The sequence below is a fragment of the Psychromonas sp. 14N.309.X.WAT.B.A12 genome (genome assembly GCF_030397575.1).
In the GTDB taxonomy this organism is placed as follows: Bacteria; Pseudomonadota; Gammaproteobacteria; order Enterobacterales; family Psychromonadaceae; genus Psychromonas.
Genome location: NZ_JAPNXS010000001.1, coordinates 361,472 through 377,047, shown reverse-complemented (window position 1 = coordinate 377,047; position 15,576 = coordinate 361,472). Strand labels below are relative to the sequence as shown.

13 protein-coding genes are annotated in these 15,576 nt (G+C 36.8%); 9 read left to right on the top strand and 4 right to left on the bottom strand.

Annotated features, from left to right (window positions below; all coding sequences use genetic code 11):
* Window positions 1-443 precede the first annotated feature (443 nt).
* The gene (locus OW492_RS01680) at window positions 444-1,568 is read left to right on the top strand and encodes a conjugal transfer protein TraF (protein WP_290038007.1); all 1,125 of its coding nucleotides are present in this window, start codon (window positions 444-446) and stop codon (window positions 1,566-1,568) included.
* Between the two features lie 168 nt (window positions 1,569-1,736).
* On the opposite strand, the gene OW492_RS01675 is transcribed toward OW492_RS01680, so the two are convergent.
* Both OW492_RS01675 and OW492_RS01670 read right to left on the bottom strand, forming a co-directional pair.
* Window positions 1,737-2,276 (bottom strand): DUF1415 domain-containing protein, encoded by a 540-nt coding sequence (locus OW492_RS01675; protein WP_290038006.1) that lies wholly within the window; start codon window positions 2,274-2,276, stop codon window positions 1,737-1,739.
* Window positions 2,277-2,309: 33 nt separating this feature from the next.
* Window positions 2,310-3,233 carry a patatin-like phospholipase family protein gene (locus tag OW492_RS01670; RefSeq protein ID WP_290038004.1) on the bottom strand — a complete coding sequence of 308 codons (924 nt, stop codon included), beginning with the start codon at window positions 3,231-3,233 and terminating at the stop codon, window positions 2,310-2,312.
* A 254-nt stretch (window positions 3,234-3,487) separates the two neighbouring features.
* Here OW492_RS01670 and OW492_RS01665 point away from each other — a divergent pair, with 254 nt between their 5' ends.
* From OW492_RS01665 to OW492_RS01635, 7 genes are all read left to right on the top strand, one after another.
* Window positions 3,488-4,132 (top strand): DUF2913 family protein, encoded by a 645-nt coding sequence (locus OW492_RS01665; RefSeq protein WP_290038002.1) that lies wholly within the window; start codon window positions 3,488-3,490, stop codon window positions 4,130-4,132.
* Between the two features lies 1 nt (window position 4,133).
* Window positions 4,134-5,525 (top strand): hypothetical protein, encoded by a 1,392-nt coding sequence (locus OW492_RS01660; RefSeq protein ID WP_290038001.1) that lies wholly within the window; start codon window positions 4,134-4,136, stop codon window positions 5,523-5,525.
* A 68-nt stretch (window positions 5,526-5,593) separates the two neighbouring features.
* Complete coding sequence (locus OW492_RS01655) at window positions 5,594-7,600, top strand: diguanylate cyclase (protein WP_290037999.1); 2,007 nt, start codon at window positions 5,594-5,596, stop codon at window positions 7,598-7,600.
* Window positions 7,601-7,823: 223 nt separating this feature from the next.
* A complete protein-coding gene (locus tag OW492_RS01650) occupies window positions 7,824-9,182 on the top strand; it encodes a DASH family cryptochrome (RefSeq protein ID WP_290037997.1) in 1,359 nt (452 codons plus the stop codon).
* A 12-nt stretch (window positions 9,183-9,194) separates the two neighbouring features.
* The gene (locus OW492_RS01645) at window positions 9,195-10,706 is read left to right on the top strand and encodes a deoxyribodipyrimidine photo-lyase (RefSeq protein ID WP_290037995.1); all 1,512 of its coding nucleotides are present in this window, start codon (window positions 9,195-9,197) and stop codon (window positions 10,704-10,706) included.
* A complete protein-coding gene (locus tag OW492_RS01640) occupies window positions 10,663-10,860 on the top strand; it encodes a DUF2256 domain-containing protein (protein ID WP_354669210.1) in 198 nt (65 codons plus the stop codon). The genes OW492_RS01645 and OW492_RS01640 overlap by 44 nt, the downstream gene beginning before the upstream one ends.
* 23 nt (window positions 10,861-10,883) lie before the next feature.
* Window positions 10,884-12,434 (top strand): cryptochrome/photolyase family protein, encoded by a 1,551-nt coding sequence (locus tag OW492_RS01635; RefSeq protein ID WP_290037991.1) that lies wholly within the window; start codon window positions 10,884-10,886, stop codon window positions 12,432-12,434.
* A gap of 39 nt (window positions 12,435-12,473) precedes the next feature.
* Here OW492_RS01635 and OW492_RS01630 read toward each other — a convergent pair whose 3' ends face one another.
* On the bottom strand, window positions 12,474-13,016 hold the full coding sequence (locus tag OW492_RS01630; RefSeq protein ID WP_290037990.1) for an NUDIX domain-containing protein: 543 nt from the start codon (window positions 13,014-13,016) through the stop codon (window positions 12,474-12,476).
* A gap of 975 nt (window positions 13,017-13,991) precedes the next feature.
* Here OW492_RS01630 and OW492_RS01625 point away from each other — a divergent pair.
* Window positions 13,992-14,747, top strand: a complete 756-nt coding sequence (locus OW492_RS01625; protein ID WP_290037989.1) for an SDR family NAD(P)-dependent oxidoreductase — start codon at window positions 13,992-13,994, stop codon at window positions 14,745-14,747.
* A gap of 122 nt (window positions 14,748-14,869) precedes the next feature.
* On the opposite strand, the gene OW492_RS01620 is transcribed toward OW492_RS01625, so the two are convergent.
* Window positions 14,870-15,565: a tRNA (adenine(22)-N(1))-methyltransferase TrmK gene (locus tag OW492_RS01620; RefSeq protein ID WP_290037987.1), complete on the bottom strand. Its 696-nt coding sequence runs from the start codon at window positions 15,563-15,565 to the stop codon at window positions 14,870-14,872.
* Window positions 15,566-15,576 lie beyond the last annotated feature (11 nt).

The following is a 15,576-nucleotide window of genomic DNA, read 5'->3' as shown; positions in this document are numbered from 1 at the left end:
TGTACAGAGAAAAAGCAAAACATAAAAGACTACAATTTATAGTTGTTAAACTATTTTGTCGACTGCTTTTCAGACTAATGCAGTGCCAACCAGTATATTCACAGCATATCGAATTAACAGACAGAGTTGCGCATTCTAATCGCAGACATCATGCAATACAAATGCACTTTTAACATTGTCCACCAAACGACTAGATTAATTAATATTTTTAAATTATTTCTAGTTTATTGAAAATTAAACTACCCTTATTTAGGTATGTAAATTAAACTAAATACTCATTTATGGATACACTGCAAATTTTAGAAAATATAATGCACCTCAATTAATTGTATTATTATATTTAAATCATAAAGTTATATAACTTATAGCGTACTGGGACTAACAGCACTAACAAGGCCTTTGCGCCATGCTAACGATGCTATTTAAATTAGAAGGAACTAAACATGAGTAAAAAATCACTATTGGCTTTAGCTATTTTGAGTTCATTAGCCGCATCGAATGCCAGTGCATCAAATAAAATTGCAGATGCTCGAGGGAATGCCATGGGTAACACAGGTGTTGCATCCGCGGATTATTTGACGGCTCCCTTTTACAACCCAGCATTAGCTGCCAATTATCGTGATCACGATGATTTTGGTGTTTTTATAGGTATAGATGTTGCTGCCAGTGACAAAGATGATGCGATCAGTGAACTTGATGATCTTCAAGATAATATTGATGAACTAAATGATTCCGGTTCAAACGACACCACGGCTATTGATGCCAATCTTACTGAGTTAGATGGCTCACAGCCTGTACAAGTGAGTGCAGGTACAGGCATCGCCATTGCTTTACCTACTAAGCTTGTTTCTTCTAATTTATTTGTGCGTGGTTATGCTGAAATAATTGCACAAACAGACGTTACAAATGATTATGAAACATCTAACGTTGATTTTGTTGCTTTTGGTTATGTAGAAGCCGGTTTGGCCTTGGCTCAACAATATACAATAGCAGGTCAAGAGTTCTCCTTCGGTATTACTCCCAAATATCAACAGATGCGAACCTATGCACAAATAGCAACTGTAGAAAACTTTGATTTAGATGATTACGATGAAAGTGAAACATCAGAGAGCGCCTTTAACTTCGATTTAGGAGCCGTTTGGTATTTGGATAACTTCCGTACTGCGATTGCGGTTAAAGATCTTATAGCACAAGAGATCGATGTGATTGATACAAGTGGTGCAATCAATGGTAGCTATCATCTTGATACGCAAGTAACCCTTGGTGTTGCTTACAGTTCGGATTATTTTGTTGCAGCCATTGATGCAGACTTAACTAAGCAAAAGCGTTTCGAAGGCATTGGTACTGACGATGACACTCAATTCGTGCGTTTAGGTCTTGAAGGTAATGCTTGGGGTTGGGCTCAATTACGTGCAGGTTATGAAATCGATTTAGAAGAGACGCTTGATAACTCAATCACCGCGGGTATTGGTTTTAGCCCCTTTGATCTTGTGAGTTTAGATATTGCAGGGTCTTATGCCGGTGAGAATCAAGTGGGTGTATCTGCTAATTTAGCATTAACTTTTTAATATATCGGTAATTTATAATGGTTAAGTTAAGTCGAATGACATATTTAATAAGCATGTCATTCGACTTTATTTTTAATAAAAAACATTCGCTCGACTTAAGTCAATACCCTCATATCTATCTATTTTTTATTTTCTATTTTCTATTTTCTATTTTCTATTTTCTATTTTCTATTTAGCTAGCATACAACTAGCTAATAAATCAGCAAAAAAAGGAGTCCCCTTTTTATTCAAAAACTCAATGTTTCTTTCAGGTATAGCATCCACATCAGGGTGAGCTTCAATCGCTCTCTCCATACTGGCTTCTCGAATAATATGCAAGGTTGGTAATGGCGAGCGATTACTATAATTTGAGGTTGCTTCTTCAGGGTCTCCCTCGAAACAATAATCAGGATGAAAATGAGCCAATTGATAAACACCTTCATAACGATTCATTTGTAAGTAATGATTAGCTAAGTACACGCAGTCTAAAAAGGCTTCAAAATCACTACAAGCTTCACTCAATATCAATAAGGTTGTTTCTACTTCTGGGTGCTCATCTAAATACCGGCACTCCTCTAACAATTTATCTAACACCGTTTCAACATCTGTACTATTGTCATCAACATAACGAATACTGCCTCTATCAACTTCCCTACGTGCGAAGGGACAAATGTTATATTTGACGATGACTTTATTTACCCAAGCTTGAGTACTACTAATGGCGTTCACTTTTTATCCTTTAAACGGTAACTAATCAGGGGGTTAGGGTTGAATATTCTTTAATATTTTATCTGCACTTCGATAGCCAAGGTCAATCATCTCCTTGGCGCGATCGAACTCTAACGTCCCACAGGCGTTACGTGCTATCACGATATTATAATCGGCAGGATAAGCTGCTAACTTTAAACGTGCAATGGTGCCTTGCATCGCATCAAAAGCTTGGTCGGCAACATCGTAGGCAGCAATTGTCGAGGGTTTAGCTTCTGTGATACTAAGATTCTCACTTAACTGTTTAATGTAGTGACCGATTTTTTGGTGGAAAGCAAGATCTTCAACCTCATTAATAACATCATTTAACGTATCAACTTCATCACAATTATAATTAAACTCACCAGCTAGGTTCACTGCAATAATAGCATCTGTATTATCACCAAACACTGGCGCAATCGGCACAGGGTTTAGTACACCACCATCTATCAATTGCACACCATCTTTTTCTACAGGTGTAAAAAATAAGGGCAATGAGATAGAGGCGCGGATCGCATCAAACAAACAACCTGAATTAATCCAAACCTCTTTTTCATTTTTAATATCAGCAGCCACCGCAGTATACTTTAAAGGCAACTCTTCAATCGTTTGGTCACCTAATAAGCCGACTAGGGTATTAATGATTTTATCGCCACGCAATAATCCACTAGAGGTCCATGAGATATCCAATAACGAGATAATAGATAATTTATCTAATCCACATACCCATTGTTCAAACTCTTTTAACTTTCCAGCGGCATAAACCCCACCGATCAACGCACCGATAGAACAACCAGAAATAGATTGAATTTCATAACCATGTTCAACTAACCACTTAATAATACCTATGTGTACCATTCCCCTAGCACCACCACTACCTAAAACCAGTGATATTTTCTTGTTAGAAGGCGGTACCAATTTTAGACTGAAATTAGACATATAAAACCTAGTTAATCGAACATAGTAAGAGTGTAATCAAGTTTGCATTATTTTGCATTGATGTTATTAAAGCAAATTCACCTATTTCATATCAAAGAGTTGTTTTTTATACGATTTTTTTGCCCTCAAATCAATCACCTCCCTATCAGCTGTATTTATACTGAATATGAGTGTAATTTACTTTAACTTTACTTGTTCGTTTCTAGTTAGCCTGTCATAATTTTGTTATTACACTTTTTAATAGCAGGATCGTCATGACAAGTTTTTCAACATCAGTTCATCAAGTGGTTAGCGATGCATTAGCAGATTTAAACGAAGCACAAACGAAAGGAAAAATTCCTAAAAACCCACTTAGTGAAACACATTTCTTAGCAGCATGGACAACCAATGCAATCAAGAAAAAACGCTATGAAAGTGATGTATTACCCACTTTGACGATTTGGCAACGCAAAGCTCGTAGTTTAGGTAAAAATGCAGCTCTTGTGACGACCTTCGCCGCGATTAAACGTACCTATGAACATGTGTTTGATGAAAGCCTGAGTGCAAAACCTGTTTATAAAACACAAGTTTCTGCACTCTGTGAACAATTGATTGCACAACAATGGATGGTAAATACTGATCTTGTTGTTGGCGAAAAACTAAATCGTCATAGCGGTGGCCAAGCATCTTTAATAATTTGCACTGAACAATTTGAATCGCACTTTGAAGATGGCTTGCTAGTGAAACCATTAAGCTTATATATTCGAGGAGATATTCCTGAAGCGCTAGCTGCGGCTTACCAACATACACTGTTATTACACAAGGTGACGGATTATAAGTCCAAAGTGAAATACCATGGCGAGTATATTATATACCCTGAAAACAGTGGCGAATTTTTACCAGAGCTACTAGAAGCATAAGATGTTTAACTCTCAACAGAGTTCTATATTAAGTGAACAAGAGTTACACCTTTTATTAAGCTCTGAGCAGACAGGTTATGGAGGTATTTTCCCCCTTTATAGCCTGATTGCTGTGGCAAACATTGATATTAAACAAAAGATCAGCGACCTCTCTATTCTCATCTTACAATTAAGTTCATCGCCATTAGGCAGTGCCGTTATTTTGGATAATAGTATTGAGTCACATGTTCAATGTGACTCCCTAATACAACTATTAAAAGAACGTGAAGACCTACAAATATTTTGGCTAGGTGAGTTACCTAGTATGGCGATAGACCTACCCAGTTTTGATCATTGTCAATCTACCCAACACTTACAGCAGGCAACAGAAGAATGGCAGCATAATAGCCTTACATTGTTCAATCGTTGGTTAAAACACTACAAGACAGGGTTAATATCGGAGTATCCACCAGCAAAAAGGCCTAAACAGTTGCAGGGATTAGATAACCTGTATATTTACACAGCAGAACAATCTCTCACTAATATTCATGACTTACAATTGTTGATTATAGATTTAAACACGCCAAACTTGCGTTTAATGGAAGTCTTAAACAACTTAATGAATCTTAAACAACGCCCTTTTTTAATGCTCTATGGAAAAATGCAAGCTAACTTAAGCCATGCGTTATATGATCTAACTAATAGCTTAGGATTTACTATTTTAGCAAGTTTAAGCCATATCCCAAATACGCAGCAATCACGTCAAATTTTGATTAGTTTATTTTCTAAAATTTATTTAAAGCACTTAATTCAACAACAAAAAACTGATATTTCAGCCCACCCATTATTTTTGATCGACCATCATACCGGGCAGATCGGTAATAAACCTAGTGCTCTACTTTGTCCCTATGGCATGAGCCAAAAACAAATCTCGTCAATTAAACTAGACAGTGACGCCAATAAAATAGTCAATGTAAAAAGCATATTCGATTGGTTTCCTGATGGAGTGAATTACGATCGTGCGTTATTGTTGGCTGAGCGCTTAAGTGGTGGTAAAAATCAAATTGATTTGTACATAAAGTACCCTCAATCTATCGCTAAACCTTCGCCGTTTTTCTCATTAATCGTCATGGCAAGGTTAAACAACTCAAAAATCTATTGGTTTATTGAAGATACACAATCGCTATCCATTGATATGTTAATGTCATTGCCTATTTCAGACATTATTTTTAGTAAAACACTCGCATTACAATTGTTTGACACACCTTCTCAATATCTATTTGATTTTATCCAAGCTGCACAACAACAAACAATCCGTTTAGGGGCGGTTATGGAATTTAATAAAGTCAGTATTGATGCCCTATCGTTGCATGGCATTGAATTTACACTTGACCCACACACTAGCGAATTTTAATCAACAATGCAGGTCAAACTACTAGTAACTAATACAACAGCCATAAAATATAATAACAAGAGCAATCTATGACATTAACACAATTACCGTCAACTTCTGAGTTACAATTAACCTCCATCTGGCCCGTTATAATTAAGCGATTCATTTGGAGTTATGCGTTATTAGCGATCTCAATAACGTTATTATTAACTTATGCTTACCAGCAATATACGCAAAATGTAGCTAAAACTATGCTAAATCAAGAAGAAGCCTTTGTTTCTTCTACTACGCAAGTACTACAAAAAGAGATGCAAATGCAATTAATGGTATTGCAGATGAGTACTCGCTCTAACGTATTAGCTAACTTCCTTGAGTACGGCAGCCCAATCAGTCGTAAAGGCTTAGAAACCTTGTTCATCAACCTTGCCGTTACTTTTAATCGATACGATCAAATTCGTTTAATCGACATGCAAGGTAATGAAAAAATCCGAATGAATTATAATAGTGGTCAACCTACTATCGTCAATGCTGATAATCTACAGAATAAACAAGACTCCTCTTACTTTAAAGAAAGTAAAAAACTAAGAAAAGGTCAGGTGTATGTCTCTGCAATGGAACTTAATATGGAGTATGGGAAAGTGGAAGTTCCTTACAAACCAGTGATCCGTTTTGCGACGCCTATTTTTAATTCAAAAGGAGAAAAACTCGGATTAATGGTCATGAACTATTTTGCTAATGAATTACTTGAAGATTTTCGAAAGCAAATGGAGCTGCGTATTAGTGGCCAAGGTATGTTAATCGACCCACAAGGTTATTGGTTAAGCAACCACGATAGAAATAATGAATGGGGTGCAAGCCTTGATAATGTAGACCAAAAATTCAAAGATTTATATCCAGATGCTTGGCCAACCATTAATCAAAATCGTGACGGTATTTATCACTCTAAATCAGGCATATTTCGCTATGTCTCTATCAATCCTTTTAACCTTGATAGCATTGGTATGTTTCAAAATGAACAAAATGTTAATTTAACTGTGGTTGACCAATCTAAAAAAGTAACTGATTGGAAGTTAGTTATCTTTTTGCCTAATGAAACCATCAATGAGCATTCTATATTTAATACGCACTTTGCAAAAGTTGTCATTGTATTACTTTATCTGGCAGCGGCGGCTATTTTACTGTTACTGCTATTTATCTCCGAGCAAAAACGCAGAGAAATCGTATATGATGGCATCATTAAAGAAGAACTTAATGACCTTTATGAAAATTCACCTTGTGGCTACCACAGCCTAGATAAACAAGGCATTATTCTAAAAATTAATCAAACTGAATTAAACTGGCTTGGTTATCAACATGAAGAAGTAATAGGGAGACCTTTTACAGATTTTCTGACCCCGTCTAGCATCACAACATTTGAGCGTTTTCTAGCGCAATTGCAATTAGATAATCAAATTGAAGGTGTTGTACTAGAGATACAATGCAAAGATGGTCATACCTTCTTTGTTTCTACATCTGCTACCTCTATTTTAGAAAAGGGACATTTTGCTATTGCTCGTACATCTGCCTTTGATATTACCGACCGTATTGAGTTAGAAGAACGCCTAGCGTACATTGCTAACACAGATGTATTAACAGGAATTAGTAACCGTCGCCACTTCTTTATTGAAGCTGAACAATATTTACAATCTGAGCAAGATATTTCTATATTAATGCTTGATGCCGACCACTTCAAAAAGGTCAATGATGTTTACGGCCATGATGTCGGCGATGAAGTATTGAAAGCAATTGCTATTACATTAAGAGCAGCATTACCAAAGGAAGTGGTATTAGCTCGATTAGGTGGCGAAGAATTTGTCATTATTACCGTAGGACTCAATGCAAAGCAAGCTTTACATCTATCGCAAAACATTTGTACACAAATGCAAAATACTCTAATTCCTGTTAATGGTGAAGAGGATATATCCATCACTTTATCGATTGGTACTGCACAACGTAACTTTTATGGTGAAGAGATAGATGAGATCTTAAAGCGAGCTGATATTGCACTATATCAAGCTAAAGCAACCGGTAGAAATAAAGCAATTCAGTTAAGTTAACAAACCATACCTTAGAAGCCTTAAACTCGAAGCAAAAATGGCTTAGCAAAACGAACACAATTGTGTGGCTAAGCCATTTGATCCGACTATTAACCTACTTAATACCTTTTCAATACACTTATCCCTACTCACGTTTTATTATTAAAGCATTCAATCTAAGCGCTAGATATTGATCTCAATATACTGATTGTTCGTATATTTTGCTATTTATGGGATAATTTTAATGCGACGCACATTATATTGGGTAACCAAAGATCTAAGAATTAATGATAACTTGGCACTGAACCTAGCAAGTCAAAGTGAACAGCTAATTTGCGTAGCTGTTATTGACCCTAAATGGTTTGCTGTTAACCAACAACAAGCACTTCCCTTGGGTAAAACCCGTCTTACCTTTTTATTACAAGGTATACATGAGCTTAATAAAAACTTACAGAAATTAGGTCAGCGACTGCACATCATTAATGCTGATCCTATTAGCTCGTTGAATGCTATATGCCGTCAATATGCGATTACAGATCTAGTTACAACTAAAAGACCTGGATCCTATGAACGCGATATTACCAAGCAATTACAACAGCATCAGCCACAACTAGACATACACTTAGTAGAGCAATTTACCCTATTCACCGAACAAGCGTTGCCCTTTTCTTTATCAGATTTACCAGCAAGTTACTCTAAATTTAGAAAAGCGGTTGCTAGTATCTCACCTGCCATTCCACAAACTGCTACTTACCAATTGCCAAAGCAATTTAACCAACCGTTAGACGAATATCATAGGTGTTGGAATGAATTATTTGTCGAAAAACATCTATCTGAAAATATTAAAATGAATGCTCAGCAACGAGGTTATTACTTCACTGGCGGCGAGCAAGCTGGATTTGAACAACTTCAACAATACTTTTCATCATCGGCACCAGCAAGGTACAAAGAAGTCAGAAACAAACTTGATGGTTGGGATAATAGCAGTAAGTTATCGTCCTGGATCAATTATGGTTTTATCTCTGTAACGCAAGTAACGAATTACATTAATGAGTTTGAGCAACTACATGGCAAAAGTGCATCAACAGAAAGCCTTTATCATGAACTGTTATGGCGCGAATACTTTCAGTGGTTACATTATAAAATACAAGATAAATTATATCAGTTTAAAGGCTTAGCAAGTTCAAATCCTCTAACTTCTTTTTACCCTGAGCGTTTTAAAAAATGGTGTACCGCTAACACCCCTTTCCCATTGGTTAATGCTTGCATTAATGAATTAGTTGAAACCGGGTACCTAAGTAACCGAGGTAGACAGATTGTCGCTAGTTGTTTAGTGAATGAATTAAGTGTCGATTGGCGATACGGTGCGGCATGGTTTGAACAACATTTAATCGACTATGATGCTGCCATCAACTGGGGAAATTGGCAGTATATCGCAGGCGTTGGAGTTGACCCACGTGGAGGCAGGCACTTTAACTTAAAGAAACAGACTCAAATACATGATCCTAATGGTGAATACCAAGCAATTTGGGCTGAACAAGGTAAGCAACAAACACAACCACCTCTAGATTCAGTCACTGCAGATGACTGGCCTGTATCATAATCTATGAATAACGTGTCAATAATAGAACGTAAAGCCATTAACTTAGTTTGGTTAAAGCGTGACTTAAGATTGAGTGATCATCAACCCTTAGCATCTTCTGTTGAGTCTGGTTTAACTTTACTCTATTACGTATTTGAACCTTGCTTGGTGAATGATCCACATTATGATCTTCGCCATTGGCGTTTTGTATGGCAATCAATACAAGATTTAAATCAACAACTCGCGGCATTTAATTCGCAAGTTTATGTTTTCTTTGGGGATGCTGTAGCGGCATTAGATGAGATACAAAAAAAATTTATTATTAAACAACTCTTTAGCCACGAAGAAACGGGGTTATTAGTCACCTTTGAACGGGATAAACAAATAAAAAGTTGGTGTAACCGACATAAAGTTCAATGGCATGAAACACCGACTGGTGCGGTAGTTCGTGCCAGAAAAGATAGACAAGGTTGGGATAAACAGTGGCGTAAAGTAATCAAAGGCGAACTCACTTCACCAAAACTTTCTACACATAATTTAGTGCCTAATAAAGCCCTAATAGCATTACCACAAGCAACACTACCCGATGATTGGCTGATAATGGATCCATCAATGCTAACTGGTGGAGAGCAATGGGCACATAAAATACTCAACTCATTTCTAGGCGGACGAGGGAAACATTACCACTTTAATATTTCTAAACCCTTAGCAAGCCGCAAAAGTTGCTCTCGCTTATCACCTTACCTAGCTTGGGGGAACATTAGTTTAAAACAATGCTATCAGGCTATTTTACAAAAGCGTCCTGAATTTGGTTGGAAAAAACCCATTGACGGTTTAGCATCGCGCTTGCATTGGCACTGCCACTTTATTCAAAAGTTTGAAAGTGAGCATCAAATGCAATGGCGTCACCTCAATGCGGCTTATCACCATTTTGATTACCCTGAGCAACATTGTGGCCTATCTGTAACAACAAGGTTAGCACGTTGGAAGAATGCACAAACTGGCTACCCATTAGTTGATGCTTGCATGCTTTGCTTAATGAAAACCGGTTATATCAATTTTAGAATGCGCGCTATGTTAGTCAGCTTTTTGTGTCACCATTTGTTAGTGGATTGGCGATTGGGTGTTACATATCTCGCTAAATTGTTTCTGGATTTTGAGCCTGGTATTCATTATCCGCAATTTCAAATGCAATCAGGCGTCACTGGGACCAATATAATCCGCGTATATAACCCAGTGAAACAATCTCAAGAAAAAGATCCCGACGGTGATTTCATCAGAAAATGGCTCCCTCAACTATCCGACATACCCAATGAGATTATTCATACTCCATGGATCTTATCAGCAATGGAACAGCAGCTTTATCAATTTACGATAGGCGAAAGCTACCCTGAGCCTATGGTTGATATTGAACAAACAGGAAAAATTGCACGCGATCTATTATGGAGTTTTCGTAAACGGATTGACACACGACAAGAGGGTCAACGTATTGTGGCTAAACATGTGCGAAAGCGTCGCCCTCGTTCTACCAAGAGTAAACAATAAGATGCATAACAAACCGTTCCTACCAAGCAAAATTTGCGTCACATGCAATAAGCCATTTAATTGGCGCAAGAAATGGCAACTTAACTGGCAACAAGTGCGTTATTGCTCGGAGCGATGTCGTCGCCATAAAGCAACATCAACTAAGCAAGTATAATGCAGACAAGACAAGGAAAACTAATGAAAGCAAAACAGCTTAAATTAATATTAGGCGATCAACTAAACCCATTACACAGTTGGTTCCAACAAGTTGATAATGATGTTGTTTATATCATTGCAGAGTTACAACAAGAGGCTGATTATACTAAGCATCATATTAAAAAAATAACCGCCTTCTTTGCAGCTATGGCAGACTTTTCAGATCATTTAAAGAAGCAGGGTCATCAAGTGTGTTACCTCACTTTAGATGAGACCAATGAATATCAAGATTTACCTGATCTATTAACGGCATTGGCCAAGCAATATGGTTGTGAGGCAATCCACTACCAGCAACCTGATGAGTATCGTTTACGAGATCAACTACATCAGATGTCAAAGCAAATCACTTTACCTATGTTTGAGGAGGACACAGAGCATTTTTTACTGCCCTTTGAGCAGTTACGAGAACACTTTACGCCTAAAAAACATGTGCGAATGGAAACTTTCTATCGTTTTATGCGGAAGCGCTTTGATATATTGATGGAAGCAGGCAAACCACAAGGTGGCGCTTGGAATTATGATGCGAATAATCGCCAATCATTTAGTGTATCGGACCTTAAAAAGATCCCTCGTCCATTGATTTTTGATAACCCAGCAAAATCCTATTTAACACGTATTGAGGCACACAAAGTTAAAACCATAGGTGAATCCTCTGAACAAGTGGACTATCCAATTAATCGTCAACAATCGCTACAATTATTACACTATTTTTGTGAACATCAATTACCAAACTTTGGTAATTTTCAAGATGCGATGACAGTTAACTCACCATATTCATGGAGCTTATACCATTCTCGTTTAAGCTTTTCCTTGAACTGTAAAATGATTAATCCTATGGAAGTGGTGCAAACTGCATTACATGCATTTACACATTCACGTGGGGCGATCACTTTACCTCAAATTGAAGGTTTTGTTAGGCAGATCATTGGTTGGCGTGAATATGTAAGAGGTATGTATTGGGTTAATATGCCTGATTATTCATCTCAAAATGTGCTTTCTGCCAGTAGAGATTTACCAAAATATTTTTGGGACGGGAAAACGAAAATGCAATGTCTGAAGAGTGCTATTTCACAATCTTTAGAGCATGCCTATGCACACCATATTCAGCGATTAATGATAACGGGTAATTTTTCGTTATTAGCAGGAATCGCTCCTGAGCAAGTAGATGAATGGTATTTGGGAATTTATATTGATGCCATTGAATGGGTCGAACTCCCCAATACACGAAGCATGGCTTTATTTGCAGATGGCGGCTGGATTGCCACCAAACCCTATGCCGCTAGCGGTAATTACGTCAATAAAATGAGTGATTACTGTAAAAACTGTCGTTATAAGGTAAAAGAAAAAGTCAGTGCCGATGCCTGTCCTCTTAACAGTTTATATTGGAACTTTATCGACCAGCACTATGACAAGTTTTCCAAAAATCCAAGAATGTCCTTTCCAGTGCGAAATTGGGACAAAATAGATAACGGCCAAAAAATCGTTATTAGAGAAAAAGCAGCAAACATTTTAGCCAATCTAAATGAGCTATGAGCATGTTTTAATCATGCTCTGACACTTACTTTGTAATCATTAAAGTAAACGCTGTTTAATCTGTTGCATTAAATAAGTTTCACGTTGAATAGATAGGCCCTGCTTTGGGTCGTGCTCAATGGTATGCAAGTTATGTTGAATGGCTTCTTCAATATCTACCCAACGTACATGCATACCATTCTTAACTTCATAATCTTCTAACTTATTTTCTGCAAGCTGATCAGCAATATCACAAGTATAACAATAGGAAAGCATGTGCATAATTGAGCATTCAGAGCGATGTTTTGCACTGTTATGTGGGCGGTACTCTTCAAATAAACCAAAAGGCTGAATATTTGTAATCTGTTGTGCGCCAGTTTCTTCAGATAATTCACGCTCTAAACCTTCTGTTATTGCCTCCCCCAGATCGACACCGCCACCTGGTAAAGAGTAATCATTATAACGCTCGGTGAACATTAACAGAATTTTACCTTGTTTAATCACAATAGCTCGTGTTGCAAGGCGAGTGAAACTTTCGGGGTGTTCTGGTGTTAAATTGATGTCTGTGATCGACGGATGGACAACACGTTTTAATAACTGCATAACAATCTCTAAATAAATAACGACTTATATATCCTCCATACTGGATAACAAAAGCGAGGCAAAATTCTTATTTATGCAGATTTCTACGTTAAATAATTTACTTGAACTACCTACAGCCTAATAAAAACCTAACTACCTGATTTTAAATCATGTTTCGCTTCCGTTAACCAGAATGAGGTTATACATGGAAATAATATGAAGCGGCATCATACTCAACATTGACTGCACATCATACTAACCCATCGATTTATTGATAATTTATAGGGAGAGGCTTAAAAATTGAATGGGAACAAAGCTACCTAAATATTAAATTCTCACAATACATTTGCTCACATATCTGGAGGTAAAAGCTCTAATAACTTAAAATAAAAACTTAAATTAATGCATTATGTACAACAAATAGAGTATAGAGTGATGAGGTGTCGATCACAATTTGGCACTTAATTAAATCATACAAAACAGCTTATAAATCATTATATTTATCCATGTATTAAACTAAGTTAATTCAACACACTGTCAAAGAAAAAGTTAAAAAACAAAACAACGAATAACATTAATATCATAAAAATCAATAACATAAAATAATAAAGATAGATTAATTTAATAATATAACTTATCTGATTACAATTCACCTTCCATCATTAGATCAAAAATTACAGTAGTTAAAACGTATTTTTAGATTAATTTACCCTTATTATTGTTTGATAAACGATTTTACAAACGCATTATTTGTAATACAATAACACCGTGATTTAGATTGATATGTATTTACAGCGAATGCTTTATATCAATTAACTTTTAAAGGTGATCACCAAGGTTATAAAGTAACAAGACTGACATTGTGAATATAGAAAACAATTTCTTCTTTAATACCAAACTTTAATAATAAATTAAGGACCTCTTTATAACATTGTTGATCGCCTCCTTCGTGCCTCTGGCATAACGATCAATTAACTAGTCAATGAGAATATAAATATGTCTAAAAAAATTGCTTTAATCACTGGTGCAACTGGTGGAATTGGTTTCCAAGTAGCTAAACGCCTTGGTCAAGATGGTTACACAGTAGTACTTAACGGTATCGAAGATGAAGTCGGTGCAACACGTGTTGCTGAGCTTAAAGCTGAAGGTATCGAAGCTGAATACTACGGTTTTGACGTAACTGATGACGTTGCAGTAACAGAAAATGTAACTGCAATTGGTAATAAATATGGTCAAATTGATGTTGTTGTTAATAACGCTGGTGGTCTAGGCGGTCGTAGTCCAATCGAAGAGATGACAACTGAGTTTTACCGTTTTGTAATGGCACTTAACCTTGATAGTGCTGTATTTGTTTCTCGCGCAGCGATTCCATTCTTGAAAAAAGCTGAAGGTGGTTCAATCATTAACTACACTTCAAATGCCGCATGGAACGCTGGTGGCCCAGGCGCTGGTATTTACGGTACGTCTAAAGCAGCTGTCCATACCTTAACACGTGCACTTGCTAAAGAATTAGCACCTGCAGGCATCCGTGTAAATGCAGTATCTCCAGGTACTATCGATACTCCATTCCACGCACAAATTAAAGAAACTAAACCAGAAGTATTTGCGTCATGGAAAGATAGCATCATGTTGGGTCGTTTAGGTCAACCTGAAGATGTTTCTGGCGTTATCTCTTTCTTAGTAAGTAAAGATGCGGCATTTATTACTGCTGAAACAATCCAAATTGGCGGTGGTCAAGCTCTAGGTATCTAGTATCTAGCATCTAGCATCTAGCATCTAGCATCTAAAATCTAGCTTAACCAAAACAGTAAGCCACATAATATTTTTATGTGGCTTTTTTTATTAGCGTATTATTTGATTAAACAGAAGTATTTTTATAAGTATCGTTGTTCAACACGACGGTAATCATCTAAGGCTGATTGATTTAATTGATTATGTTTATCAGCAATGACACTGCGTTGATAATGAGTCATCAACTTTTTAAGGTAAATCGTAGCGGATGGATGACTTTTCCATAACCCATCACTCCCTGTTAAACTGATTGCTTGCCCTTCTATTTGGCTTATTAACAATAATTCATAACCACGTTTGTTCTCTAGTACTAAACGTTCAGCTTTTGATTTGAACTCTAATTCCCTTAATACTTTACGTAATTTATAGGTGTGTTGTACAGGGCATAAAAGGAAGTCAAGGTGCAAGTCCTTACAAGTCGTCACAAGGCGTTTCATTATATCAATCATTAAGTCTCCGCCTATACCACTGATAATTACTAGTTGTTTAGCCGTCATGGGTAACTGCAATGCTGATTCTGCTAACTTAATTTCACTTACATCCTGACATAACACCTTCCATCTGACATCTGCAGGTAAATGGTGACCATGTTGCTGTAATTTTAATGCCAGTTTATCCGTAATTTCTGGGACTACATCAACAAAATTCAGTTGTTTAATAAGTCCACCAGCGAGAATTTTAAAACCTAATAACCCATGGTCACAACAACAGTCCCATACCAAATCATAAGGTTCATTCACCATTTCAGAAAGAGATAATAAACGTTTGTTTAACTTCATAATGTAATTCG